At 38.4% G+C, this 26037-nt stretch carries 23 protein-coding genes; 22 read left to right on the top strand and 1 reads right to left on the bottom strand.

Translation table 11 applies throughout. The features are described from left to right. The first annotated feature begins 11 nt into the window (after positions 1-11). The gene (gene rsmI / locus BMSHG_RS24890; RefSeq protein ID WP_019157183.1) at positions 12-887 is read left to right on the top strand and encodes a 16S rRNA (cytidine(1402)-2'-O)-methyltransferase; all 876 of its coding nucleotides are present in this window, start codon (positions 12-14) and stop codon (positions 885-887) included. Positions 888-946: 59 nt separating this feature from the next. Here rsmI and BMSHG_RS24885 read toward each other — a convergent pair whose 3' ends face one another. After that, entirely contained in the window at positions 947-1234 is a 288-nt protein-coding gene (locus BMSHG_RS24885; RefSeq protein WP_019157182.1) for an AbrB/MazE/SpoVT family DNA-binding domain-containing protein, read from the bottom strand. A 593-nt stretch (positions 1235-1827) separates the two neighbouring features. Between BMSHG_RS24885 and metG the strand changes: the two genes are divergently transcribed. The 21 genes from metG (at position 1828) to yabN (ending at position 26030) form a co-directional block, all read left to right on the top strand. Continuing rightward, a complete protein-coding gene (gene metG, locus BMSHG_RS24880) occupies positions 1828-3771 on the top strand; it encodes a methionine--tRNA ligase (RefSeq protein ID WP_019157181.1) in 1944 nt (647 codons plus the stop codon). 433 nt (positions 3772-4204) lie between these two features. After that, positions 4205-4972 carry a TatD family hydrolase gene (locus tag BMSHG_RS24875; RefSeq protein WP_019157180.1) on the top strand — a complete coding sequence of 256 codons (768 nt, stop codon included), beginning with the start codon at positions 4205-4207 and terminating at the stop codon, positions 4970-4972. Between the two features lie 235 nt (positions 4973-5207). Further along, a complete protein-coding gene (locus BMSHG_RS24870) occupies positions 5208-6392 on the top strand; it encodes a G5 and 3D domain-containing protein (RefSeq protein ID WP_019157179.1) in 1185 nt (394 codons plus the stop codon). 233 nt (positions 6393-6625) lie between these two features. Continuing rightward, complete coding sequence (rnmV, locus tag BMSHG_RS24865) at positions 6626-7186, top strand: ribonuclease M5 (protein ID WP_019157178.1); 561 nt, start codon at positions 6626-6628, stop codon at positions 7184-7186. Beyond that, on the top strand, positions 7179-8057 hold the full coding sequence (gene rsmA / locus BMSHG_RS24860; RefSeq protein ID WP_019157177.1) for a 16S rRNA (adenine(1518)-N(6)/adenine(1519)-N(6))-dimethyltransferase RsmA: 879 nt from the start codon (positions 7179-7181) through the stop codon (positions 8055-8057). Before rnmV ends, rsmA begins: the two co-directional genes overlap by 8 nt. Positions 8058-8706: 649 nt before the next feature. Further along, positions 8707-9585: a sporulation peptidase YabG gene (gene yabG, locus BMSHG_RS24855; protein WP_019157176.1), complete on the top strand. Its 879-nt coding sequence runs from the start codon at positions 8707-8709 to the stop codon at positions 9583-9585. 379 nt (positions 9586-9964) lie between these two features. After that, complete coding sequence (veg, locus tag BMSHG_RS24850; protein WP_019157175.1) at positions 9965-10228, top strand: biofilm formation stimulator Veg; 264 nt, start codon at positions 9965-9967, stop codon at positions 10226-10228. A gap of 138 nt (positions 10229-10366) precedes the next feature. Further along, positions 10367-10555 carry a small, acid-soluble spore protein, alpha/beta type gene (locus tag BMSHG_RS24845; RefSeq protein ID WP_034659412.1) on the top strand — a complete coding sequence of 63 codons (189 nt, stop codon included), beginning with the start codon at positions 10367-10369 and terminating at the stop codon, positions 10553-10555. Between the two features lie 232 nt (positions 10556-10787). Further along, the gene (ispE, locus tag BMSHG_RS24840) at positions 10788-11657 is read left to right on the top strand and encodes a 4-(cytidine 5'-diphospho)-2-C-methyl-D-erythritol kinase (protein WP_019157173.1); all 870 of its coding nucleotides are present in this window, start codon (positions 10788-10790) and stop codon (positions 11655-11657) included. A gap of 59 nt (positions 11658-11716) precedes the next feature. Beyond that, positions 11717-12544 (top strand): pur operon repressor, encoded by an 828-nt coding sequence (purR, locus tag BMSHG_RS24835; RefSeq protein WP_019157172.1) that lies wholly within the window; start codon positions 11717-11719, stop codon positions 12542-12544. 17 nt (positions 12545-12561) lie between these two features. Continuing rightward, complete coding sequence (locus tag BMSHG_RS24830) at positions 12562-12936, top strand: RidA family protein (protein ID WP_019157171.1); 375 nt, start codon at positions 12562-12564, stop codon at positions 12934-12936. A 205-nt stretch (positions 12937-13141) separates the two neighbouring features. Beyond that, the gene (gene spoVG / locus BMSHG_RS24825; protein WP_019157170.1) at positions 13142-13432 is read left to right on the top strand and encodes a septation regulator SpoVG; all 291 of its coding nucleotides are present in this window, start codon (positions 13142-13144) and stop codon (positions 13430-13432) included. A gap of 403 nt (positions 13433-13835) precedes the next feature. Further along, positions 13836-15203: a bifunctional UDP-N-acetylglucosamine diphosphorylase/glucosamine-1-phosphate N-acetyltransferase GlmU gene (gene glmU / locus BMSHG_RS24820; RefSeq protein WP_019157169.1), complete on the top strand. Its 1368-nt coding sequence runs from the start codon at positions 13836-13838 to the stop codon at positions 15201-15203. 60 nt (positions 15204-15263) lie between these two features. Further along, on the top strand, positions 15264-16220 hold the full coding sequence (locus BMSHG_RS24815) for a ribose-phosphate diphosphokinase (protein WP_019157168.1): 957 nt from the start codon (positions 15264-15266) through the stop codon (positions 16218-16220). A 235-nt stretch (positions 16221-16455) separates the two neighbouring features. Next, positions 16456-17094 carry a 50S ribosomal protein L25/general stress protein Ctc gene (locus tag BMSHG_RS24810; protein ID WP_019157167.1) on the top strand — a complete coding sequence of 213 codons (639 nt, stop codon included), beginning with the start codon at positions 16456-16458 and terminating at the stop codon, positions 17092-17094. Between the two features lie 90 nt (positions 17095-17184). Then, positions 17185-17745, top strand: a complete 561-nt coding sequence (gene pth, locus BMSHG_RS24805) for an aminoacyl-tRNA hydrolase (RefSeq protein WP_019157166.1) — start codon at positions 17185-17187, stop codon at positions 17743-17745. Between the two features lie 97 nt (positions 17746-17842). Beyond that, positions 17843-18073 (top strand): anti-sigma-F factor Fin family protein, encoded by a 231-nt coding sequence (locus tag BMSHG_RS24800; RefSeq protein ID WP_019157165.1) that lies wholly within the window; start codon positions 17843-17845, stop codon positions 18071-18073. 319 nt (positions 18074-18392) lie between these two features. Continuing rightward, positions 18393-21935, top strand: a complete 3543-nt coding sequence (mfd, locus tag BMSHG_RS24795; RefSeq protein WP_019157164.1) for a transcription-repair coupling factor — start codon at positions 18393-18395, stop codon at positions 21933-21935. A 238-nt stretch (positions 21936-22173) separates the two neighbouring features. Then, a complete protein-coding gene (gene spoVT / locus BMSHG_RS24790; protein ID WP_026073618.1) occupies positions 22174-22710 on the top strand; it encodes a stage V sporulation protein T in 537 nt (178 codons plus the stop codon). Between the two features lie 238 nt (positions 22711-22948). Next, positions 22949-24562, top strand: a complete 1614-nt coding sequence (locus tag BMSHG_RS24785; protein WP_019157162.1) for a putative polysaccharide biosynthesis protein — start codon at positions 22949-22951, stop codon at positions 24560-24562. A gap of 7 nt (positions 24563-24569) precedes the next feature. Then, positions 24570-26030, top strand: a complete 1461-nt coding sequence (gene yabN, locus BMSHG_RS24780; protein ID WP_019157161.1) for a bifunctional methyltransferase/pyrophosphohydrolase YabN — start codon at positions 24570-24572, stop codon at positions 26028-26030. The last annotated feature ends 7 nt before the right edge of the window (positions 26031-26037 follow it).

Genomic DNA, 26037 nt, shown 5'->3' with positions numbered 1-26037 from the left:
GGTGAAAAAACATGTGGCAACAAAAAAGCTTTGAAAATGAACGTGAAAAAGGGATCTTATATTTAATTCCAACCCCGATTGGGAATTTGGAGGATATGAGTTTCCGGGCCGTGCGACTATTAAAAGAAAGTGATTATATAGCAGCAGAGGATACGAGAAATACAAAAAAGTTATGTAATCATTTCGAGATCTCTACACCAGTCATTAGTTATCACGAGCATAATAAAGAAACGAGCGGGGCAAAGCTTATTGAAAAGCTTAAAGCAGGGGAAAAAATAGCTTTAGTCAGTGATGCAGGAATGCCAACGATTTCTGACCCAGGCTATGAATTGGTTGTCGCTGCAACGAATGAACAATTAGCCGTCGTTCCACTACCAGGGGCAAATGCAGCTCTAACTGCTCTTATTGCATCTGGCATAGCAACACAGCCTTTCTATTTTTACGGATTTTTACCGAGACAAAAGAAGGAAAAAGTAGCTGAGCTTGAAGAGTTATCGAAACGGATGTCGACGGTCATTTTATATGAATCTCCTCATCGATTGAAAGAGACACTCCAGCAAATTTATGATGTATTTGGTGAACGCCAAATCTCCATCTGCCGAGAATTAACGAAACGGTATGAAGAATTTATTCGTGGAACGATAAGCGAAATACTTGAATGGGCGTCAAATGGTGAGGTACGAGGAGAGTTTTGCCTTATTATAGAAGGGTGCCATGAGCGAATGGAAGAAAGTGATATTTGGTGGGAAGGACAAACGATTCAGGAACATATTGAGCACTATATGACAGAAAAGGGGCTATCGTCAAAGGATGCAATTAAGCAAACTGCAAAAGATCGCCATATGAATAAAAGAGATGTCTATCACGCTTACCATATCGAAGAATAAGTGACAAAACAAAAAGGCTTCTTGTGAAAAGAAGCCTTAACTATAGGGTTAAAACATGATTAAGCTTTTGCTGTTTGGAAAGCGTCTTGAATTTCTTTTAATAGCTTTTCAGCGCCTTCGCGGCTTAAAATAAGCTTGCCATCTGCAAATGTTGCATTATCATCAGAAACTTCTCCTGTAACTTGACAAGTCATGTTAGGTTTATATTTCTTTAAAACAATGCGCTCGTCATCTACATAAATTTCTAGTGCGTCCTTTTCTGCAATTCCTAATGTACGTCTTAATTCGATCGGAATAACCACACGACCAAGTTCATCAACCTTACGAACAATACCTGTAGATTTCATAATTAAATCTCCTCTCAATCTCCTAAAAATTTTTCTCTATCTATCTATTTTCGTCATTATTCGACAAATTTCTTCCTAAACCAATAATAACAGTTATTCCCATAAACGTCAATAATTTTGTAATCATTATTTTAGTAATTTATGGAATGAAATTAATCTGCAATTTCGCACTATATTCATATACAAAATAGTTCGAAAGAAAAAGAAAGTTTTTGGAGGTCGTATTAGTATCTTTTCAATAATATTTTTGAAATAAACGATTTGTATATAGACGAGCACCTCCTTAAAAGGATGATCTGGTTGCACATTTTCTTATTTTTATGTATATTTTGATGATAGAATAGGTAATGATGACGAGTGTACTGGGCTCAAAATTACATATATATATCTATCAGCAGATTACCTATATTCGATAGGTTGTTGATTATTGTGAAATTTACCCAAAAATGGTTCCAGTTAAACACAGCTCGTCCATTTTTTTCTAAATTATATGTATCGACTTTTGGATAGCTCCATTCAAAGGGTTAGATGCAAAAGATAATTTTACAATACTACAAATCAATTTTTATTCCCCATAAGGAGGGACCATTATAGTGGAATCTAAAACGTTTTATTTAACCACCCCAATCTATTATCCAAGTGGAAACTTACATATTGGTCATGCTTATACAACTGTTGCAGGCGATGCAATGGCTCGTTACAAGCGTTTGCGTGGATATGATGTCATGTATTTAACGGGAACGGATGAGCATGGGCAAAAAATTCAACAGAAGGCTCAGGAAAAAGGAGTTACGCCCCAAGCATATGTCGATGAGATTGTGTCAGGAATTCAAGAGCTTTGGAAAAAGCTTGATATCTCTTATGACGATTTCATACGCACAACACAAGATCGTCATAAAGAAGTAGTAGAAAAAATCTTTGCACAGTTACTCGAGCAGGGAGATATTTATTTAGATGAATATGAAGGAATGTACTGTACACCATGTGAGTCCTTCTTTACGGAAAGACAATTAAATGAAGGAAAATGTCCCGACTGTGGAAGACCAGTAGAAAAAGTTAAGGAAGAATCATATTTTTTCAAAGTTAGTAAATATGCCGATCGTTTGCTTCAATATTATGAAGAGAATCCACAATTCATTCAACCTGAATCTCGTAAAAATGAGATGATTAATAACTTTATTAAGCCAGGACTAGAGGATTTAGCTGTTTCTCGGACGACTTTTGACTGGGGGATTAAAGTTCCTGCTAATCCTAAACATGTGATTTATGTATGGATTGACGCACTTTCCAATTATATAACGGCGTTAGGATACGGGACAGATGATGAAAGTAAATTCAATAAATACTGGCCGGCTGATTTTCATTTAGTTGGAAAAGAAATCGTCCGTTTTCATACGATTTACTGGCCAATTATGTTAATGGCATTAGACTTACCACTTCCTAAAAAAGTATTTGCGCATGGATGGTTATTAATGAAGGATGGGAAAATGTCTAAGTCAAAAGGAAATGTTGTTGATCCGGTAACGCTCATCGATCGTTACGGATTAGATGCTCTTAGATATTATTTGCTTCGCGAAGTTCCTTTTGGAGCAGATGGAGTCTTTACACCAGAAGGGTTTGTCGAAAGAATTAATTTTGATTTAGCGAATGATTTAGGAAATCTTCTTAATCGTACGGTCGCGATGATCGATCGCTACTTTGATGGAATGATACCTGTTTACAGAGGATCAGAAGGAGAATTTGATCAGCAGTTGCTTCAGGTAAACTTAGATACCGTGCAAAAATATGAGGAAGCAATGGAGAATATGGAGTTCTCCGTAGCTTTAGCTTCCCTTTGGCAGCTTGTAAGCAGAACGAATAAATATATAGATGAAACACAACCATGGGTGCTAGCAAAGGAAGAAAAAATGGAACCATTAGGTACCGTCATGGCCCATTTGGCAGAGTCTTTAAGAAGAGTGGCGATTATGCTACAGCCTTTCTTAACTAGAACACCTAAAGGAATCTTTGAACAGCTTGGTGTGGCTGAAGCTTTAACGACATGGGAAAGCTTAGAGACATTCGGAGTGATTGGAGAAGGGGTGAAGGTAGCAAAAGGAAATCCTTTATTCCCTCGACTAGATATTGAAGAAGAGGTTGCTTTTATAAAGGAAAAAATGCAAGGTTCTGCTCCTACTCCAGTAGAAGAGAAAAAAGAAGAGGTTCCAGATAGTGAGGAAATTACGATAGATGACTTTATGAAAGTTGATCTACGTGTAGCACAAGTGATAGCGGCGGGGCCTGTAAAGAAAGCTGATAAATTGCTTAAACTTCAGTTAGACTTAGGCTATGAAAAACGTCAAGTGGTTTCGGGAATTGCTCAATTTTATAAGCCGGAAGAACTCGTCGGACGAAAAGTCGTTTGTGTGACGAACTTAAAGCCTGTTAAACTCCGTGGGGAACTTTCTCAAGGGATGATTTTAGCAGGATCGAAGGATGGCGAATTATCACTGGCAACGATTGCAGAGTCTCTTCCACTTGGAGCACGCGTAAAATAATTGTTTTTGAAAGGAGCATAGAAATGTTTCACGTGTAACAAAAAACGTGAAACGTATCTATGTTTTCTTTTATTTAAATAACAATGAAAGTTGTTAAAATAGGATTAAGTGTAAATATTAACTTTATGAGAATAATATGTGGAAAATTTCAATGTTTTTTGAGAATAATATTTGCGCAACGAGATAAAAAGAAAAGCACTTTTCGTAGCCATTGTTTATTTTCTTTTGAAAAAAACTTGTTGCTTTTGGAAAGCACTAAGAACAAAATGCTTGATTTAGGGAGCGAAAAGTGTCGTCACACACTTCATGTTAAGGGCAAGAAGCGGCTTTTGGGTTTATATAAAAACCACAATCTATACGAAAACAGCGAAAAGAAAAGAAAAAGATAAGATTGTAACATAAAAATAATATATGAAATGAAGGGAGAATTTTGATGTTATTCGACACACATGCCCATTTAAACGCAGAACAATTTGAAGAGGATTTAGAGGAGGTTGTGACAAGAGCACAAGAGAGCGGAGTAGAAAATATGGTGATTGTTGGATTTGATCGTCCAACGATTACGAGAGCGATGGAATTGGTTGAACAATATGATTTTATGTATGCAAGTATCGGCTGGCACCCAGTAGATGCAGTTGATATGACGGATGAGGATTTAGCTTGGATTGAGGATCTCACAAGTCATCCTAAAGTAGTCGCGATCGGGGAGATGGGCTTGGATTATTATTGGGATAAATCTCCGAAAGAGGTACAAAAAGAGGTATTTCGAAGACAAATCCAGCTAGCAAAGAGAGTTAAGCTACCGATCGTCATACATAATCGAGAAGCAACAGCGGATATCGTGGACATTTTAAAAGAGGAAGGGGCTTCTGAAGTCGGGGGAATCATGCATTGCTTTAGTGGAAGTGTAGAAGTGGCACAGGAATGTCTGCTAATGAACTTCTATATTTCTTTAGGGGGACCAGTCACATTTAAGAATGCGAGAAAGCCAAAGGAAGTAGCAGAGGCAGTTCCATTAGATAAGCTTCTCATTGAAACGGATTGCCCTTACTTGGCACCACATCCATACAGAGGAAAAAGAAATGAACCAAGTTATGTCAAACTTGTGGCAGAACAAATTGCGGAGTTAAAGGGGATTTCCTATGAGGAAGTTGCTGCCATTACAACCGCAAATGCGAAAAAATTATTCGCCATAAAATGATATAGAATGCTGTCGAAATAGATGGATGCTTGTCCAAATCAATTCCGATTCTAAAAAGTTCTACATGTCTCCTTTTCTTCATAGGATAACCATGTCGATAAGTCCCTCTTTCCTTTTCTGGATATATTTCGCATAATAGGAAATATGTTCGGGAAGTGGAGGGTTGACATGCACGTGTTAAGTTCTATATAATCACTCGAGAGAGAAGGAGGCGTTTTTCATCGTAATCAAAAACATGAAAAACCTGTTTTCCAAGTCTTTGAGTAAAAAGAAAGTAGCCGTGATTGGAGCTAGTTTCGTAGTGTTTGTTGCAGCTTTTGGATTTGTTTTCTATGAAACTACGAAAAAAACTGTAGCAGTAACTTTAGACGGTGAAGAGAAAGTAATAAAAACACACGCAGGAACGATTGAAGAAGTACTAGAGGAATTAGATATTTCTCTACACTCAGAAGACTATGTGTCTCCATCAGCCGATACGAAAGTCAATGACAATCTAAAGGTAGAATGGAAGCCAGCAAAGCAGGTTCAGATGGTTAAGGGAAACGAAACGAAACAAGTCTGGACAACAGCCGATACGGTTGGAGCGTTCTTAAAAGAACAAAAAGTTTCTTTGAGCGAGCATGATCAAGTTCATCCAACAATTGACACAAAGATTAAAAATGATTTACAGATCAAAATAGATAAAGCTTTTTCTTTAACATTGAACGATGGTGGAGAAGAAAAGCAAGTATGGTCCACTTCGACTACGGTCGCTGACTTTTTATCACAACAAGGAATCACACTGAATGAATTAGACCGAGTTGAACCCAAAATGGATGAAAAAGTCCAAGAAGACGCTATTATTAACGTCATTCGAGTTGAAAAAGTCACCGATGTAGTGGAAGAACCAATTAAATTTGCTGTTGTCACGAAGCAGGACAGCAGTCTCACACAAGGGACAGAAAAAACTGTAACGAGTGGTCAAGAAGGACTGCTTAAGAAAGAATACGAAGTTGTTCTTGAAAACGGGAAAGAAGTGTCTCGAGAACTGGTCAAAGAATCTACTTTGAAAGAAAAGCAGGATAAAGTAGTAGCTGTTGGTACGAAAGTTATTGCTCAAACAGTATCTCGTGGAACAAATGATAATGTAAGTAAAGAGTTTACCGTAAGCTCTACGGCTTATACCGCTAACTGTAATGGTTGTTCAGGAAGAACAGCTACAGGATTTAATTTAAAGGCGAACCCGAACGCAAAGATCATTGCTGTCGACCCGAGTGTTATTCCTTTAGGAACAAAGGTCTATGTTGAAGGTTATGGCTATGCTGTAGCAGCTGATACAGGCTCAGCGATAAAAGGGAACAAGATTGATGTATTCTTTTCTTCTAAGTCGGCTGCTTATCGTTGGGGCCGGAAGAACGTAAAGATTAAGATCTTAAATTAAGCTTGTGATTAGGTGAAATCTACTTACTTAATAAAAAGTCATGTTAAGCAGGGGGACGTCCTCTGCTTTTTTTTGTTTTTTACACCATTTTTCTTTACACTTATATAGACGAATTAGATTACAAAATTGTTTCAAATATATTTTATTTTTTTCAAAAAAATTATAAGATTTTTCAAGTAGAGTTTAAAAGCATTCAAATTTAGAGTGAATGTGCTGTTTTTTGAGGAGGACATATGAAAATAAAAGAGATTATTGTGGTTGAAGGGAAAGATGATACCACAGCAATAAAAAGAGCAGTTGATGCAGATACAATTGAAACAAATGGCTCTGCCGTTAATATGGAGACGATTGAAAAGATCCAGCTCGCTCAAAAGACAAGGGGGGTAATTATTTTTACAGACCCTGATTATCCTGGACAAAAAATTAGACAAACCATTACCCACCATGTTCCAGATTGTAAGCATGCTTTTATCCCAAAGGAAGCAGCCCTCCATAAGTATGGGAAGGGAGTCGGGGTAGAGCATGCGTCTCCAGAGGAGATTCGTCGTGCCTTAAAGGATGCCCATCTTATGATGGAGGATACGGTCGAAGTCATCAGCCAAGATGAGCTAATTGTAGCTGGCTTGATTGGTGGCCCTCGTGCGAAAGAGCGCCGTGAAAAGTTAGGGAAGTTATTAAAAATTGGATATACGAATGGTAAACAACTATATAAACGTTTGCAAATGTTTCAAATTAGCAAAGAGGACTTTGGACAAGCGATAAATGTTATCAGGCAGGAGGAGAAAAATGAATAAAGATATTGCAACCCCAGTTAGAACAAGGGCAATCCTAGAAAAATACGGATTTTCTTTTAAGAAAAGCCTCGGTCAGAATTTCCTGATCGATACCAATATTTTAAATCGCATTGTTGATCATGCGAATTTAACAGAAGAATCAGGCGCAATTGAGGTTGGACCTGGAATTGGTGCTCTTACAGAACAGATTGCTCGTCGCAGTAAAAAAGTTGTTGCTTTCGAGATTGACCAGCGATTACTCCCAATTTTAGAAGATACGTTGTCTCCTTATGAGAATACGAAAATCATTCATTCGGATGTGTTAAAAGCGGATGTTGCAGAAATGATCGCAAACGAGTTCGCAGGATTTAAGGATATCATGGTTGTGGCAAATCTTCCTTATTATGTGACAACACCAATCATCATGAAGCTACTAGAGGAAAAGCTCCCAATTCGAGGAATTGTTTGTATGTTGCAAAAAGAGGTGGCTGAACGAATTGCCGCTAAACCAGGGACAAAGGATTATGGTTCTCTTTCAATAGCGGTGCAATATTATACTGATGCTGAGACAGTCATGATTGTTCCAAAAACAGTTTTCGTACCTCAACCCAATGTCGATTCTGCGGTCATTCGATTGACGGTTCGAGCAACGCCAAAGGTGGCGGTGAAAAGTGAGTCATTTTTCTTCCAAGTAACAAAAGCAAGCTTTGCACAAAGAAGAAAAACAATCCTAAACAATTTAACTAGTCAACTACCTGAAGGAAAAATGAAAAAAGACGCCATTCTCTCGGCGTTACAAGAAGCAAATGTTGAACCAACAAGACGAGGGGAAACATTATCGATTGAAGAATTTGCTTTATTAAGTGATGCGTTACTTCCACATTTTCAATAAAATATATGCTAGGGCTGAACTCAAAATTAGAAGTTCAGCCTTTTTATTTGCCTAGCTCTTTTGCGAATTGACTTCTTCTTAACCATTGTCCGGGTGGGGGATTGAGTTAAACTTGGTTAAGTATTTCAATCGTAACATAGTCACTGGGACATTTTTGTTTCTAAAATGATTATTTCATACACCAGGAATTTATAAATTGCCTCGACTTGTGGATAAGGTTCGTATAAACGTTAGTAGGATCGGTATGAAAAAATAACAGGATAAATTCCGCTTAATGAGCAACCATCATGAAAAAGAGCCGAGATAACAGGAAAAATTCCTGCTATTCCCTCAAAAAATGCCAAAATAAACGATTTTGCCATCCATAAGCGGAAAATCTTCCGTTATTTCCCCTAAAAGGGACTCCATCGAGGAGATAACAGGAAAAATTCCGCTTAAGGGTGAGAGAGGTTTGGATCGAAGAATGAGACAAACTGGAAGCTTCCTACATTTGGTAGGAGCCTTTTTATTTGCCTATTCATATAAGCGCCTTCTAAGGCACATGTTTGTCGTCCAATGCATAATTTAGTAAAAACACCTAGAGTTTGCTTACATTCTTATCCCTCTCACAATAAGAGGGATCTACTTGTGCTAATTGGAGTGACGATAAGTGACGATTAACCTCATGGATATTGTTGGAAGAGTTTCTTATAATTGTGATATTTTGTTTCGTGTCATCGATATTAAAGAAGAAAATGGTCAAAAAAAAGCTGTGTTGTATGGTGAGGATTTTCGTTTAATAGCAGATGCTCCTTATGAAGATCTACTTGTGATTGATCAAATGAAGAGAATGGAAGTAACACAAGAGTTTCGTTCTCTTGAAGAGCAATCGTTTAGATTATTTAAACAGGACATCGATTTGCTCAAACAAAGACAAGAGTATGATACAACAGAAGGCTATAAAATGAAGATTAACTATTTTCAACTTCCAGGCCGTGTTCTTCATATTGATGGCGATCCATCCTATTTGCAAAAGTGTTTAAATCTTTATGAGAAAATCGGGATACCTGTAACAGGGATTCATTGTAATGAAAAGGAAATGCCTCAAAAAATAAGTCGGCTCATTGAGTACTATCGCCCTGATATATTGGTTATTACCGGACATGATGCCTATTCTAAATCAAAAGGGGCAATTGGAGATATAAATGCTTATCGACATTCTAAATTTTTTGTTCAAACGGTAAGTGAGGCAAGACGGAAAATTCCAAATTTGGATCAATTAGTGATTTTTGCAGGTGCTTGCCAATCACATTTTGAATCACTTATACATGCGGGAGCCAATTTTGCCAGTTCCCCTTCACGGGTAAACATTCATGCCTTGGATCCAGTTTATATTGTTGCCAAAATAAGCTTTACCCCATTTATGGAAAGAATCAATGTTTGGGACGTGCTACGAAATACACTTACCGGTGAAAAAGGATTAGGCGGAATTGAAACAAAAGGGATCTTAAGAACAGGAATGCCATTTCATTCAGAAAATCAGAATTAAATTTTTCGACAATAGCAGACATCTTTGAACGGAAAGTGGTAGGTCTTCCTTTTCCTACCGCTTTCATGTTAAAGCGCGTGATGGTACTTAAAAGATGTATCGATTTTTATAATACATACATAATCCTGTCAAATTAGGAAAGTATATGATGGAGAATTAATTTTACTAAAGCGAAAAAAGATCAAGGAAAGTTCTTTTTGCTACTGCGAAAAAGATAAAAGATAGTTATTTTCGCTAATGCGAAAAAACTTTGTAGAAATTTAGAAAAAAATGTGGAATAAAATCTATTGACAATTATTTTTAAACACTGTTATAATTTATATTTTTATTTGACTATATTATGTCAGTGTGTTATACTTTACATAGTGAGGTGGACCGAATGGCAAAAACGTTAATTGATATTAAGAAAGCCCTTGATTCAAATCTAGGGAAGAGATTGTTATTAAAGGCCAACGGTGGACGTAGAAAAACGATCGAACGTTCTGGTGTTTTGGCTGAGACTTATCCATCGGTATTTGTGATTGAGTTAGACCAAGATGAAAATGCATTCGAACGTGTATCGTACAGCTATGCAGATGTACTGACAGAAACGGTTCAAATTACCTTCTATGAAGATACAACAGGACAGGTAGCGTTAAGCTAAAAGCCTATATTTTAAGTGAGCAGTGAACAGAAAATGTTTACTGCTTTTAATTTGCCCTTTTTTTCAAAACGGATAAATTAGGTTCTCATGAAATTGCACTTCCTTATTCATACTAAGAATACGTAGTGGAGAAAGGAGATGTGCATTTTGGGCAGAAGACGACGTGGCATGATGTCTGAAGGTTTTAAAGAAGAGTTAGCAAAAGAACTTGGCTTTTATGATGTTGTCCAAAAAGAGGGTTGGGGCGGAATTCGTGCAAAAGATGCTGGTAATATGGTGAAGAGAGCGATTGAAATCGCTGAACAACAATTAGCCAAAAAACAATAGCAAGGACGAATTTAATAATCAAATGGATTCACTACGTTAAAGTCGGGGCTTTCTAGCTCCGACTTGATTTATGGGGATTTTGCGCTCTTTTTCGTAAGCGTTTTTTAAAATGTCATGAAGAGCAGGTCTTATATGTGTCGTTTTGTGGTAAAATAGGACAAAAAATGGAGAATCTTACTGCTTGTGCATTTGCATATAGTACAGATTGAAATTATTCAAGTAGGTGGAAGTGTTGAAGGTCTTAATTAAGGCACCGGCTAAAATAAATTTATCACTAGATGTTTTACATAAAAGATCAGATGGCTATCATGAGGTTGAAATGATTATGACGACGATTGATTTAGCAGATCGGATCGAATTAACATTGTTGCCCGACGATCAAATTAAAATTGTTTCCCAAAATCGTTTTGTCCCAGATGATCAGCGGAATTTGGCTTATCAAGCTGCGAAGCTTTTAAAAGATAAATTTCAGATCAAAAAAGGTGTGCAGATCAATATTGAAAAAACGATTCCTGTTGCGGCCGGGCTCGCTGGAGGAAGCAGTGATGCGGCAGCAACTTTAAGAGGATTAAATAAGCTATGGCAGTTAGGTTTATCATTGGATGAGCTGGCAGAACTTGGAGCCCTGATCGGTTCTGATGTGTCTTTTTGCGTATATGGTGGTACGGCTTTAGCGACAGGGCGAGGAGAGAAGATTGAGCATTTGCCGGCGCCTCCGAGCTGCTGGGTTGTATTAGCGAAGCCTCTAATAGGTGTTTCGACAGCCGACGTATATGGTCGACTGCAATTGAAAGAGATTACACACCCAAACACGAATAAAATGATTGAAGCCATTCAGAATCAGGATTTTGCTGGCGTTTGTAAAAATGTAGGAAATGTTCTTGAAGGAGTAACATTGAACTTATATCCTGAGGTTGCTCAAATTAAAGAGCAAATGCACAGGTTTGGTGCAGATGCAGTACTCATGAGTGGCAGTGGTCCAACGGTTTTTGCTCTCGTACAGCACGATTCAAGAATGCATCGTTTATATAATGGACTCCGAGGATTTTGTGACCAAGTTTTTGCTGTGAGATTACTTGGTGAGCGGAACCCCCTTGATTAAATCCGTATATTAATGATATATTAACGTTAAAATATTCGGATAAAAGGAGGTTCTGTCCGGTGAAGTTCCGTAGAAGTGAACGTTTAATTGATATGACCCATTATCTACTTGACCATCCTAGAGAACTTGTATCCCTATCGTTCTTTTCGGAAAGATATGGTTCAGCAAAATCTTCGATTAGTGAAGATCTAGCCATCATTAAGGAAGCTTTTGAACATAGAGGAATTGGAACGCTTCAAACTGTACCAGGTGCTGCAGGTGGGGTTAAATACTTTGTGAAGGTGTCTGAGCTCGAAGCAAAGCCCTTTATTGAGGAACTGTGTGAATTAATTGCCAGCCCTGATCGACTTTTGCCTGGTGGCTATCTGTATATGATGGATTTATTAGGTGATCCATCTATCGTACAGCGAGCTGGACGATTATTAGCATCGGCATACATAGATGCAAAAATTGATGTTGTGATGACGGTGGCAACAAAGGGAATTCCTTTAGCTTATGCTGTAGCAAGTCAGTTGAATGTCCCTGTCGTGATTGTTAGAAGAGATAGCAAAGTGACGGAAGGCTCAACCGTGAGTATTAACTATGTCTCGGGCTCTTCAAAAAGAATCCAAACGATGTTGTTATCGAAACGAAGCTTAGAAGAAGGATCTAACGTATTAATCGTCGATGATTTCATGAAGGCGGGCGGAACGATTAACGGAATGGTTAGTCTATTGGAAGAATTTAATGCCGCTGTCGCTGGGATCGCAGTTCTTGTCGAAGCAGAGAAAACAGAAGAACGGTTAGTTGAAGATTATCTTTCGTTAGTGAAGCTCTCAGATGTAGACGTGAAAGAAAAGAAAATTACCGTAAGCGAAGGCAATTATTTTCAAAAAGTCGAAGTTTGAAATAGGAGGGTGAATACATGAAAATCGTACAAACAAATGAAGCACCGGCTGCTATTGGACCATATTCACAAGGAATCGTTGTCAATAATCTTTTTTATAGTTCTGGACAAATTCCGTTAACTGCAGCAGGTGACATGGTTCAAGGTGATGTAAAGGAGCAAACGCATCAAGTATTCAAAAACCTACAAGCGGTTTTAAAAGAAGCAGGAGCAGCGCTAGAAACGGTTGTAAAAGCAACAGTATTTATCAAAAATATGGATGACTTCGGTAGCATTAACGAAGTATACGGTGAATATTTTTCAACGCATAAGCCTGCGCGCTCCTGCGTAGAGGTAGCAAGATTACCAAAGGATGCATTAGTAGAGATTGAAGTCATAGCATTAGTCAAGTAGTAACGAGGTCCTAACATAGGGCCTTTTTTCGGTAAAAGTAGGATTAAATTACTAAAAAAAGAGCGTTGAATCATAATGATTTATGTAAGCGAATTCACGCTTTCGACTTAATTTTGAAAAAATTTTCGTTAAAAAGAAGGATAATCAGAAGTTATGTTGAATTAGTTAACTAGATTTTTATCTATTTGCAAAGGTGGTGAACAAAATGGAAGTGACAGACGTTAGACTACGCCGCGTAAATACTGAGGGACGTATGAGAGCGATAGCTTCGATTACACTTGATGATGAGTTTGTCGTTCATGATATTCGTGTCATTGATGGAAATAATGGATTATTTGTAGCAATGCCAAGTAAACGAACTCCAGATGGAGAATTTCGAGATATTGCCCATCCAATTAATTCAGGAACACGCGGTAAAATCCAAGAGGCTGTTTTGGCTGAGTACCACCGTTTAGGTGAAATAGAAGTTGAATTTGAAGAAGCCGGAGCTTCGTAGGATATAGCAACAAGGGCCTACTTCATAAGTAGTGCCTTTTTTCTTTGAAGTAATTCCTCTCATTCCTTACCCGAATGCTACAGAAGTAAAACCTCTTTTTTTAAAAAAATCATTTCTTTTTTTAGGGATATAAATGCCCTCAATTCGTTCCTTTTCCTGCTCGTTCGTATATGTCGAAAATTTGTACTTTATGAAGCGTCCTTGAAATAGTTATCTATTTAGGATATATTCTTAATGGATTATTTTAATTTTTTCTATTGAAGAATCCTTTATAATATAAGGGTAAGGAAAAAAGAATAGACAGGCTAAATGATGAAAATTTGAATATAGAACACTGATGTTTGTTTAGCGATGATTAAATGGATGTGTCCTAAAATATGATAACTAAAATGGAGGACTGTTAATGTCTAAACGTTATGCTGTCATCCTAGCCGCAGGTCAAGGGACAAGGATGAGGTCAAAATTATACAAGGTTTTACACCCTGTGTGTGGAAAACCGATGGTTCAACATGTCGTCGATCAAGTAGCTAAGCTAGATACTGACCATATCGTGACGATTATAGGACACGGAGCAGAATTAGTAAAATCACAGCTTGGTGAGCAGTGTAGCTATGCGTTACAGGAAGAGCAACTTGGTACAGCGCATGCGGTTATGCAGGCACAAGCCATGTTAGAAGACAAAGAGGGAGTGACCCTAGTTGTCTGTGGTGATACCCCATTGATTAAAGCAGAAACGATGGAAGCCCTTTTTAAACAGCATGAAGAACAAAAAGCAAAAGCAACTGTGCTAACGGCTTATGCAGCGGATCCAACTGGATATGGGCGTCTTATCCGTAATGAAAAAGGATTAGTTGAAAAGATCGTCGAACATAAGGATGCGTCTGAATCAGAACGAGAAGTGAAGGAAATCAATACAGGTACATATTGTTTTGATAACCAAGCCTTGTTTGCTGCATTGAAAAATGTTTCAAATGAGAATGTGCAAGGTGAATACTATTTACCTGATGTCATCGAAATTTTGAAAAATGCTGGTGAGGTCGTATCTGCATTTCAAACAGAGGATTTCGAAGAGACATTGGGAGTTAATGACCGAGTAGCGTTATCACAAGCAGAAGCGATCATGAAAAAGAGAATCAACGAATTCCATATGCGAAATGGTGTAACGATCATTGATCCGAATAATACGTATATTGGTGCAGATGTGGAAATCGGCTCTGATACGGTTGTTCAGCCGGGAACCATGATCTCAGGAAAGACAAGTATTGCTTCTGATTGCGTAATTGGACCAAACAGTGAGATTCAAAATTGCCAAATTGGAGAAGGTACAGTCATTCGTCAATCAGTTGCCCATGACAGTTTCATTGGTAGTCAGGTTAATGTTGGACCATTTGCCCATATCCGTCCTCAATCCAATATCCATGATGATGTAAAAATCGGCAATTTTGTTGAAATAAAGAAAGCGGTCTTTGGAAAAGGAAGCAAAGCATCCCACTTAAGTTATATAGGCGATGCAGAGGTTGGGAAAGATGTTAATATTGGCTGTGGCTCGATTACGGTAAACTATGATGGCAAGAATAAATTTTTAACAAAAATTGAAGATGGCGTCTTTATTGGCTGCAACTCTAACTTAGTTGCACCTGTAACTGTGGGAGCAGGGGCTTATGTTGCTGCTGGTTCTACTGTGACGAAAGATGTACCAGGAAATGCATTGGCGATTGCCAGAGCAAGACAAGTGAACAAGGAGCAGTACGTGGATAAATTAAATAAATAATCTTGAGATTGATCGAAGGAATAAAGTAAGCCAAAAAAGATAAGCAATTGGAGGTTCATCATGTCAAATCAATATTTAGACCCGAATTTAAAGGTGTTTACGTTAAATTCAAATCCGGAGCTTGCAAAGGAAATTGCCAAAGTAATCGGTGTAGAATTAGGAAAGTGTTCCGTTCAGCACTTTAGTGATGGAGAAATCCAAATTAACATTGAAGAGAGTATTCGTGGGTGTGATGTGTTCGTCATCCAATCTACAAGCTCTCCGGTTAACGAGCATTTAATGGAATTACTGATTATGATTGATGCTTTAAAACGAGCTTCAGCAAAAACAATCAATATTGTTATGCCGTACTATGGATATGCTAGACAAGATCGTAAAGCGCGTGCTCGTGAGCCAATTACAGCAAAGCTAACCGCTAACTTACTTGAAGTAGCTGGCGCAACTCGCGTGATTACACTTGATTTACATGCTCCACAAATTCAAGGTTTCTTTGATATCCCAACCGACCACCTCATGGGCGTTCCGATCTTAGCTGATTATTTTGACAGCAAAGACCTTGGAGGAGATATCGTGATCGTTTCTCCTGATCATGGTGGCGTTACACGTGCTCGTAAAATGTCAGACCGTTTAAAAGCGCCAATTGCAATTATTGATAAACGTAGACCAAAGCCCAATGTGGCAGAAGTTATGAATATAGTAGGGAATATTGAGGGCAAAGTTGCCATCCTGATTGATGATATTATTGATACGGCTGGGACGATTACATTGGCAGCAAATGCATTAGTCGAAAATGGGGCGAAAGCTGTATATGCATGCTGTACGCACCCCGTTCTATCAGGACCAGCAATTGAAAGAATCGAGAATTCTAAGATTAAAGAGTTGGTTGTCACAAACTCCATTGCATTATCAGAAGAAAAAATAACAGGCAAGATTAAGCAATTGTCTGTGGCTGCTTTAATTGGTGAAGCGATTATCCGCGTTCACGAAGATCAATCTGTTAGTACGTTGTTTGATTAATACTCCTAAAGGTTAGGCTTGCTCTTAAAAGCAAGCCTTTCCGTCTACATAAAAAATATTTTACAGATAGATTTTCAAAGGGTTTAGGCCATTCTTTGCCGTCTATCTTTAAACGTTTATGTTTATTCCTGACTTATTATGGGCATTTTTTATAGAAGAGAGTGAATTCGTGAGATAAGTGCCTTGCGGTATTCTCTTTTAAAAAAGACTCTGACAATAAGGAAGGGGATTATAAATGAGTACAGCACTACAGGCGGTAGAAAGAACAGAATTTAGGAATTCAGCGTTGACAAAGATCAGAAGAGAAGGAAATATTCCAGCTGTTGTATATGGAAACAAATTGGAGACGAAACCCATATACATAAATGGGGCTGATTTTGTGAAAATAATGCGCGAGGTTGGAAGAAACGGGGTTTTTCCATTAGACTTAAATGGGAAACAGGTCAATGTGATGTTAACAGACTATCAAGCAGATGCGATTAAGAATGAGGTTATTCATGCTGATTTACTTGCTGTAGATATGAGGAAAGAAATTCAAGCAGACGTTAGAATTAGTCTATTAGGTGAAGCCATTGGGGTTAAGGACGGAGGCGTGCTACAACAATCGTTGCACGAGGTTTCGGTAACATCAACACCGTCAAATATTCCACAAGTAATTGAGGTGGATATTTCCCATCTTGAAGTCGGAGGAACGATCACAATAGCAGACTTGAAAACCAATAATTTTGAAATTAACCATGATTCTGAACAAACGATTGCTTCCATTCTTCCACCAAAAGTAGAAGAAGAAATTGACTCTGGTGAAGAACAGGAAGAAGGAGTTCCAACTCAAGAAGAGGGACGAGAGACAGAAGCAGAATCAAAAGAATCGTAACACCATATGATATTAAGGGACTGGCTTAAAAGGTCAGCCCCTTAATGTGTATAGATTAATGAGAAAATGGCTGATGAAGGTGAGAAGAAGATGAAGTTAATTGTGGGATTGGGGAATCCAGGAAAACAATACGAGAAAACGAGACATAATATTGGCTTTGAAGTCATAGACGAATTATCAGAAAGACTCCAAATTCCTCTTAATCAATCAAAGCACAAAGGGCTTTATGGGATCGGGAATGTTCGTGGGGAAAAAGTTATTTTACTTAAGCCGTTAACGTATATGAACTTATCTGGAGAGTCGGTTAGGCCGTTGATGGAATACTATCAAATAGAGCTTGAAGATTTAATTGTCATTTATGATGATCTTGATTTGCCAGTGGGAAGAATCCGCTTAAGGCAAAAAGGGAGTGCTGGAGGGCATAATGGCATAAAATCTATGATTGCTCATATGGGAACTCAGGAATTTAATAGAATACGAGTGGGGATCAATCGACCAACTAATGGTCAACCTATTGTAGACTATGTTCTAGGCCGATTTACAAAGGAAGAGCAGGAGCAACTTGAACTCGTTATAAAAAAATGTTCAGAAGCTTGTGAAGCTACTTTTGAAAAGCCTTTTCTACAGGTTATGAATGAGTTTAATCAATAAAATGAGGATTCAAATTTCATTCAGGCAATCGACATGAATAAGTACCTTTTAAACGGTTCATAATAAACTATAGAATGGTTTAAGAGGAGGGCTTTATATGGCTCTAAAATATTTTTGCCGTCATTGTGGGATTGAAATGGGCAAAATTGATAATATGTCGGTTGATTCGGAGAGATTGGGGCTCCATAAACTAACCAGTGAAGAACGAATGGAAATGGTCTCTTATGATGACGCTGGAGATGTCCACATTAAATCCATTTGCGAAGATTGCCATGAATCATTGGAACGAAATCCAACCTATTATCAAAATGACTATCTCATTCATTAATACAAGCTTTGGACTTTCTAATCCAAAGCATTTTTCTATTTGGATTTTTGGTCTTATTTTATATTTTATTCCGAATTTTACGATGATGTTTTTCGTAAATGTCCAGATTTTTTTCTTTAAAAAATGAGAAGTTGACATTTGCACCTCGTACTGCGGAGAGGTGGAGATTATTTTTGCGCAGTACTTTTTGCTGCTAGAATATCTTTTTACAAGAAAAAATCATTCTTGCGTTGTAGAAAGAATGATGATAAAACAACAATTTTGACGAAAAGAGCCTACTATAAAGATATATTTCAGTAGACATGGGAGGAGGAGCCTTGTGTTAGGTCTTAAACAGCTATTTACAGGACAGGATGATATTCGATCGGTTATAGCAGGAGTTCAAGAAGGACTTAAGGAACAGTTGGTTGCAGGTCTATCGGGCTCTGCAAGAACCGTATTTTTAGCGACCGCTTACAAAGAATCGAAAAAGTCACTACTGATTGTGACGTACAATCTTTTACAAGCTCAGAAACTATATGATGACCTCGTACAATTGATTAATGAAAAAGAGGTATTTTTATATCCGGCTAATGAGCTGATTGCAGCAGAAATGAGTATTGCTAGTCCAGAATTAAAAGCTCAACGTATAGATGTTTTAAATTACTGGAGTCAGCATGATGAAGGAATTATAATCGTTCCCATTTCAGGATTGCGAAAAATCGTTCCCCCTAAGTCAGTGTGGAAGGAAGAACAGATGACCTTGAAGGTCGGGGATGATCTTGATATAGAAGGTCAGTTATTAAGACTTGTAGAAATGGGCTATGTACGCTCAGAAATGGTTTCATCTCCTGGAGAGTTCAGTGTTCGAGGAGGAATTATTGATATTTATCCGCTAACAGAAGAAGAGCCGATTCGTCTTGAGTTATTTGATACGGAAATAGAATCGATCCGTTATTTTTCTTTAGAAGATCAACGTTCCCGTGACAAATTAAAGGAAGTTCTGATTGGACCAGCAACAGAAACACCGTTTCATGAGGAGCATTATGAAGCCGTTGTGAAAAAGTTGGAACTAGGTTTAGGCAAAAGTCTGAAAAAAATAAAGGATGAAAAAGCAAAAATAGCTCTTACGCAAAATATTAATCACGAAATTGAGCAGCTAAAGAATCGCCAAAAACCAGAACAACTGTTTAAGTATCTATCATTGGCGTACGAACAATCTAATAGTCTAGTGGACTATTTGCCATCTGATGCGCTTATTTTTGTTGATGAAATTAGTAGAGTCCAGGAAATGAATGATTCCTTGGATAAGGAAGAGGCAGAATGGTATTTCAGTCTCCTAAGCGAAGGAAAGATCATTCATGATTTAATGATAAGCCACCAAATTCATGCAAGAATACAAAAAACAAAGCATCCGATCGTTTATATGTCCTTATTTTTACGTCATGTTCCAAATACAAATCCACAGAATATTATCAATATTTCGTGCAAACAAATGCAAAATTTCCATGGCCAAATGCATGTTCTTAAAAGTGAAATTGAGCGTTTGCAAAAAGGAAATTATGCTGTCGTTTTTCTTGGTGCAGATCGAAAACGAGTTGAAAAGCTCGAACAAGTGCTTGAGGATTATGGGATTGAAGCGAGCGTCATCCATGAGAGCCAAACGCTCTCCCATGGCAAAGTACAAATCATGGAAGGCGATCTCCAAACAGGGTTTGAACTACCCATTCAAAAAATGGCTGTCATAACGGAAGAAGAGCTTTTTAATCGAAAGCCGAAAAAAGCCCGTCGCCGCCAACAGAAGTTATCCAATGCTGAGAGGATAAAGAGCTACTCAGAGCTTAAAGTTGGGGATTATGTCGTTCATATCAATCACGGGATCGGGAAGTATTTAGGAATTGAAACATTAGAAATTAATGGTATCCATAAAGACTATCTCCATATTCGTTATCAAGGTAGCGACAAGTTATATGTTCCAGTTGAACAAATTGATCTTGTGCAAAAATATGTTGCTTCAGAAGGCAAGGAGCCGAAAGTTTATAAGCTTGGTGGGAACGACTGGAAGAAAGTTAAAAATAAGGTTCAGTCGTCTGTACAGGATATTGCCGATGACTTAATTAAACTTTATGCCGAAAGAGAAGCGTCTAAAGGTTATGCGTTCTCCCCAGATGGAGATATGCAAAGGGAGTTCGAGACATCCTTCCCATATCAAGAAACAGAGGATCAGCTCCGTTCGATCCAAGAAATTAAAAAGGATATGGAAAAAGAACGTCCAATGGATCGGTTATTGTGCGGTGATGTAGGTTATGGAAAAACAGAGGTAGCGATACGTGCCGCATTTAAAGCAATAGCTGACGGAAAACAAGTAGCAATACTTGTTCCAACGACGATTCTAGCACAGCAGCATTATGAAACGATGCGAGAAAGATTTCAAGATTATCCAATTGAAATTGGGTTATTAAGTCGTTTTAGAACGAAAAAACAACAAACTGAAACGATCAATGGGTTAAAAAATGGAACGGTAGATGTCGTAGTTGGAACGCACCGTCTCCTCTCAAAAGGGATCGTCTATCGAGATTTAGGGCTGCTTGTCATTGATGAAGAACAGCGTTTCGGAGTCACCCATAAGGAAAAAATTAAGCAGATGAAAACCAATGTCGATGTTCTCACATTAACAGCGACACCGATACCGAGAACCTTGCATATGTCCATGCTTGGGGTAAGGGATCTATCTGTGATTGAGACTCCTCCTGAAAATCGTTTTCCAGTTCAAACCTATGTGATGGAATACAATGGTGGGCTGGTAAGAGAGTCGATCGAGCGGGAATTAGCGCGAAATGGCCAAGTGTATTTCCTTTACAATCGTGTTGAAGATATTGAACGGAAAGCAGAAGAAATCTCAATGCTTGTACCAGATGCCCGTGTAACGTACGCTCATGGTCAAATGAGTGAAAATGAGTTGGAATCTGTCATGCTTGGTTTCCTCGCAGGAGAGTATGATGTTCTTGTTAGTACGACGATTATTGAAACAGGTGTTGATATCCCGAATGTCAATACATTGATTGTTTATGATGCAGATCGCATGGGTTTATCGCAGCTTTATCAGTTACGTGGTCGTGTGGGTCGTTCTAATCGTGTTGCCTATGCTTATTTTACCTATCGTAAAGATAAGGTGTTGACTGAGGTAGCAGAAAAAAGACTTCAGGCGATTAAAGAATTCACAGAGCTAGGCTCAGGGTTTAAAATTGCGATGCGTGATTTATCGATTAGAGGAGCTGGAAATATTCTTGGTGCTCAGCAGCATGGATTTATTGATTCAGTGGGATTTGATCTGTATTCGCAAATGCTTAAAGAAGCAATTGAAGAGCGCAAAGGGGACTTTGAAAAGGTAGAAAAGGAACAAAGTGTTGAAGTAGATTTAGAAATTGATGCTTATATTCCGGATACGTATATTTCTGATGGACATTTGAAAATCGAAATGTACAAACGCTTCCGTAGTGCAACAACGATAGAAGAGGTTCAAGAATTACAGGAAGAGATGATCGATCGTTTCGGGGAATACCCGGAAGAAGTCTCTTATTTATTCCAAATCGCCGAGATCAAAGCACATGCGATTATGGTCGGAGTGGATTCCATTAAACAAGTAAAAGATGAAGTGACGATTCTCTTATCGGAACAAGAAAGTGCTCGTATTAATGGACAAAAAATCTTTGAGATTAGCAATCAATTTAGGAGAATGGTCGGTTTAGGGATGGAAGGAAATCGATTGAAAATGGTTCTTCATATAAAAGGGGTTGAAGTTGCGCACTGGCTTCAGGCTGCTTTCACGATGGTTCAAGGTCTCCAGGAGGCAAAAAGAGATGAGGAAAAAACGGTCTCTTAAGTGTTCTGTAAAAATTGGGCGTGTCCTCTAGTTTGATTTCTAAAGGTATGGGTAAAGAGAAATCATAATGGAATATTTTCACTCTGATGGCAAAATTACTAAACAGGAGAAAAAATATTTGTTTGTGTATAGAACTTTCCATATGAAAGATACTAAGTTCAAACATGGCAAAGATTTCACATCCGTTGAAGTCATGCCAGTGCTACAAAATCATCAGATGAAAGTGAGGCAACGTTGGATGAAAGCAACTGGTATTGTTCGTCGAATCGATGATTTGGGTCGTGTCGTTATTCCGAAAGAAATTCGCAGAACTCTTCGCATTCGTGAAGGGGACCCACTAGAAATATTTGTTGATCGCGATGGGGAAGTCATTTTGAAAAAATATTCACCCATCAGTGAACTAAGCGATTTTGCTAAGGAATATGCAGAAGCACTATTTGATAGCTTGGGAAATCCCGTCTTAATATGTGACAGAGATGCTTACATTGCAGTAGCAGGGAGTTCAAAGAAGGATTATTTAAATAAAAACATCAGTGATCTTATGGAAAAAACGATGGAAGAACGTAGCTCGGTATTGAAAACGGGCCAAAGTGAAGTTGCTATCATAGAAGGAAATGAAGAAACCGTAACCTCTTACACGGTTGGTCCAATCATCGCTAATGGAGACCCAATCGGAGCAGTTGTCATTTTCTCAAAAGAAGGAACACTAGGCGAAGTAGAACAAAAAGCAGTAGAAACCGCTGCAGGATTCTTAGCACGACAAATGGAATCATAACTCCTCAGTAAAAGCTTTAAAAGATTTAGAACATAAGGTTATACAGATTTGTTGAAAGGCGTGCAAAACCAAGGTTTTGCACGAAATAAACCAAAAATCAATAATGTAAATCCATTTTCGAAAAAAGGTAGCGTTCTTTAGCTACCTTTTTTCATTTCTCTCTAAATGCATCTAGTGTTGTGCTATAATACAGTCAATTCAATCCTCTTTAAAACGTGTTTCGGAAGGAGTTGTGCTTGTGCAGTCTGCACAACAGTCAAAGCTTTTGGTTAGAGGCGCTTTCGTATTAGCGATCGCTGCTCTAGTGACGAAAATATTAAGTGCCGTTTATCGAGTCCCTTTTCAAAATATTGTTGGGGACACAGGTTTTTACATATACCAGCAAGTGTATCCTCTTTATGGGGTTGCTCTCGTACTAGCAACAACTGGATTTCCCGTAATTTTATCAAAGCTTTACACAGAGCAGAAAAATCACATTGAGAAGCAGCGACTCATGGTCATCTCTGCTGTTTTTCTTCTCATATTGGGTGTCGTTATGTTTCTTCTCCTCTATTTTGGAGCAGAATCGATTGCCCGCTTCATGGATGATCCAGAGCTTTCGATTTTAATTAAAGTGCTATCGGCTGTCTTTTTGATCATGCCCTTTACAGCATTATTCCGGGGGTATTATCAAGGAAAGGGCAATATGACACCGACTGCCTACTCACAAGTGGGCGAGCAATTTGTTCGTGTTGCGACGATCCTGATCACAGCCATGCTATTTATGAGCGCTGGTTATAGTCTTTATGACGTAGGGGCTGGAGCTGCGTTTGGTTCAATTACAGGAGGAATCGTTGGAGCAATCATTTTAATTACTTTTATTTGGATAAAAAAAGATTACAAGATCATTCGCTTGCAGGAAATACGCCGATTATTCGAGTTCAAAGAGGTCATAGCAGTCATGAAAATCATACTTATACAAGGGTTTGCCATTTGTGTAAGCAGTATGCTCTTACTTTTAATGCAGCTAGCTGACTCGTTGAATTTGTACTCATTACTCATATCCACAGGATTAAATGGAGAAGATGCTAAGGGTATAAAAGGGATTTATGATCGAGGTCAACCGCTGATTCAACTTGGAACAGTCGTAGCGACATCGATGTCGCTATCCCTTGTTCCTTTAATTGCAAGTGATCGTATGAAGAAAAGTGTTGAAGGACTCCAGAGGCATATTCAATTAGCTGTTCGTGTCAGCTTTGTGATTGGTCTTGGAGCTACAGTGGGCTTAATGATGATTATAGAACCGACCAATATGATGTTGTTTGAAAATCGTCATGGTTCGGATGTGCTCTCAGTCATTACGATAACGATTTTACTTAGTTCCATTATTATGACACTTATTGCTATTTCTCAAGGTTTAGGGGAAACAATTTATCCTGCAGCGGCCGTAATGATTGGCTTTGTCTGCAAATACTTCCTCAATCTCATTTTTGTGCCAGCATATGGCACGATCGGGGCAGCTTGGGCTTCTAATGTGGCTTTAGTAGTTATCCTACTCACTCTATTCATCCGTATGAGAGCGAAAAGGAGAAGTAGAATGGGACTTCTTCCAATGCTAGTAAAAGGAATGCTTGCGGCATGCGCCATGTGCATCGTGCTAAAAGGTTACTTATTCCTAACTGATTTTCTGTACCCGTTAGGACATCGCCGTTTAATTGCTTCGATGCAAGCGTTGAGTGCCGTCGTTATAGGTGCACTTACTTATTTATTTGTGATTATTCGGACGAACGTATTTACGATTGAGGAACTTACATTGCTTCCTTTTGGAAGTAAAATCATGCATTTATTTCCACGAAAGCGAACTAGGAGATGAGGAATAATTGAATAAAATCTTGATTATTGGTTTAGGTGCCGGTACATTAGAACAATTGCCATTAGGAATTTATCGGCAACTTACGAAAGCAGAACAAGTTTTTTTACGGACAAAAGAGCATCCAGTTGTGAAGGAATTACAATCTGAAGGGTTAACGTTTTCATCCTTTGATAATATATATGAAAAGCATGCTTCATTTGAAGCCGTGTATGAAGAAATTTGTGAAACGTTGTTTAAATTAGCCGAACGTCAGTCGATTATTTATGCTGTCCCCGGTCATCCCCTTGTTGCAGAACGTACAGTGCAACTGTTATTAGAAAGAGCTAGTGAACGAGGAATTGAGATTGAACTTGGCGGCGGGCAAAGCTTTCTCGATCCATTGTTTCAAGCGGTTAAAATTGACCCAATTGAAGGGTTTCAATTACTTGATGCAACAAGCTTAAAGGTAGATGAGTTAGAAATACGGCAGCATATGATCATTGGACAAGTATATGATAGTTTTATGGCTTCAGAGGTGAAACTAACCTTAATGGAGAAGCTACCAGATGACTATGGAGTATATATTGTCACGGCTGCAGGGAGTCGTGAAGAACAGGTAACACTCGTTCCTCTTTATGAATTGGACCGGGAAGTATCACTCAATAATTTAACCTCCGTCTATGTTCCGCCTGTTAAGGATGAGGTCGTTCTCTATAAGCATTTTTCAAAGCTTCGCCAAATTATTGCTGAACTAAGAGGACCGAATGGATGTCCATGGGATAAGGAACAGACTCATCAATCTTTGAAAAAATATTTGATTGAAGAGAGCTTCGAAGTCATTGAAGCCATTGATGAAGACGATATCGATCACTTAATTGAGGAATTAGGAGATGTTCTTCTCCAAGTCATGCTTCACGCTCAGATTGGTGAAGATGACGGTTACTTTTCTATTGATGATGTCATTGAATCGATTAGCGATAAAATGGTGCGACGTCATCCCCATGTGTTTGCCGATAGTGAGGCAGAAACAGCAGATGATGTCGTAAAGAATTGGCAGGAAATTAAAAAGGCTGAAAAAGGGGAAGACAACGTTACTTCTCATTTAGAAGGAGTAGGAAAGCATTTACCGAATACGTTAAGGGCGTATGAGATTCAAAAAAAAGCTGCTAAGGTTGGGTTTGACTGGGATAAGGTCGAAGATGCGTTTGCGAAAGTAAGAGAAGAAATTGAGGAATTCGAGCGAGAAATGAAGGGGAATGACTCCGAACATTTGATGCAAGAATTTGGGGATATCCTATTTGCATTCATCAATGTGGCTCGTTTTTATAAGATCAATCCGGAAGAAGCTCTATTTCATACAAATCAGAAGTTTATTCGTCGCTTTACATATGTGGAACAAAGAGTAAAGGAGAGCAGCAAGGACTTTGACGATTTTACATTAGCAGAATTGGATGAGTTCTGGAATGAAGCGAAAAGGAAGGGATTGTAATTTCCTG

The organism is Robertmurraya massiliosenegalensis JC6 (genome assembly GCF_000311725.1).
Taxonomy (GTDB): Bacteria; Bacillota; Bacilli; order Bacillales; family Cytobacillaceae; genus Robertmurraya; species Robertmurraya massiliosenegalensis.
The sequence above is the reverse complement of the archived record's forward strand: the minus strand, read 5'-3'. Positions and strand labels throughout refer to the sequence as shown.

What these genes read in the sequence shown, in the direction of transcription:
- rsmI (WP_019157183.1), top strand. Translation starts at nt 12, where the DNA reads ATGTGGCAACAAAAAAGCTTTGAAAATGAACGTGAAAAAGGGATCTTA.
- BMSHG_RS24885 (WP_019157182.1), bottom strand. Translation starts at nt 1,234, where the DNA reads ATGAAATCTACAGGTATTGTTCGTAAGGTTGATGAACTTGGTCGTGTG.
- BMSHG_RS24875 (WP_019157180.1), top strand. Translation starts at nt 4,205, where the DNA reads ATGTTATTCGACACACATGCCCATTTAAACGCAGAACAATTTGAAGAG.
- BMSHG_RS24870 (WP_019157179.1), top strand. Translation starts at nt 5,208, where the DNA reads ATGAAAAACCTGTTTTCCAAGTCTTTGAGTAAAAAGAAAGTAGCCGTG.
- rnmV (WP_019157178.1), top strand. Translation starts at nt 6,626, where the DNA reads ATGAAAATAAAAGAGATTATTGTGGTTGAAGGGAAAGATGATACCACA.
- rsmA (WP_019157177.1), top strand. Translation starts at nt 7,179, where the DNA reads ATGAATAAAGATATTGCAACCCCAGTTAGAACAAGGGCAATCCTAGAA.
- veg (WP_019157175.1), top strand. Translation starts at nt 9,965, where the DNA reads ATGGCAAAAACGTTAATTGATATTAAGAAAGCCCTTGATTCAAATCTA.
- BMSHG_RS24845 (WP_034659412.1), top strand. Translation starts at nt 10,367, where the DNA reads ATGTGCATTTTGGGCAGAAGACGACGTGGCATGATGTCTGAAGGTTTT.
- BMSHG_RS24830 (WP_019157171.1), top strand. Translation starts at nt 12,562, where the DNA reads ATGAAAATCGTACAAACAAATGAAGCACCGGCTGCTATTGGACCATAT.
- spoVG (WP_019157170.1), top strand. Translation starts at nt 13,142, where the DNA reads ATGGAAGTGACAGACGTTAGACTACGCCGCGTAAATACTGAGGGACGT.
- glmU (WP_019157169.1), top strand. Translation starts at nt 13,836, where the DNA reads ATGTCTAAACGTTATGCTGTCATCCTAGCCGCAGGTCAAGGGACAAGG.
- BMSHG_RS24815 (WP_019157168.1), top strand. Translation starts at nt 15,264, where the DNA reads ATGTCAAATCAATATTTAGACCCGAATTTAAAGGTGTTTACGTTAAAT.
- BMSHG_RS24810 (WP_019157167.1), top strand. Translation starts at nt 16,456, where the DNA reads ATGAGTACAGCACTACAGGCGGTAGAAAGAACAGAATTTAGGAATTCA.
- pth (WP_019157166.1), top strand. Translation starts at nt 17,185, where the DNA reads ATGAAGTTAATTGTGGGATTGGGGAATCCAGGAAAACAATACGAGAAA.
- BMSHG_RS24800 (WP_019157165.1), top strand. Translation starts at nt 17,843, where the DNA reads ATGGCTCTAAAATATTTTTGCCGTCATTGTGGGATTGAAATGGGCAAA.
- spoVT (WP_026073618.1), top strand. Translation starts at nt 22,174, where the DNA reads ATGAAAGCAACTGGTATTGTTCGTCGAATCGATGATTTGGGTCGTGTC.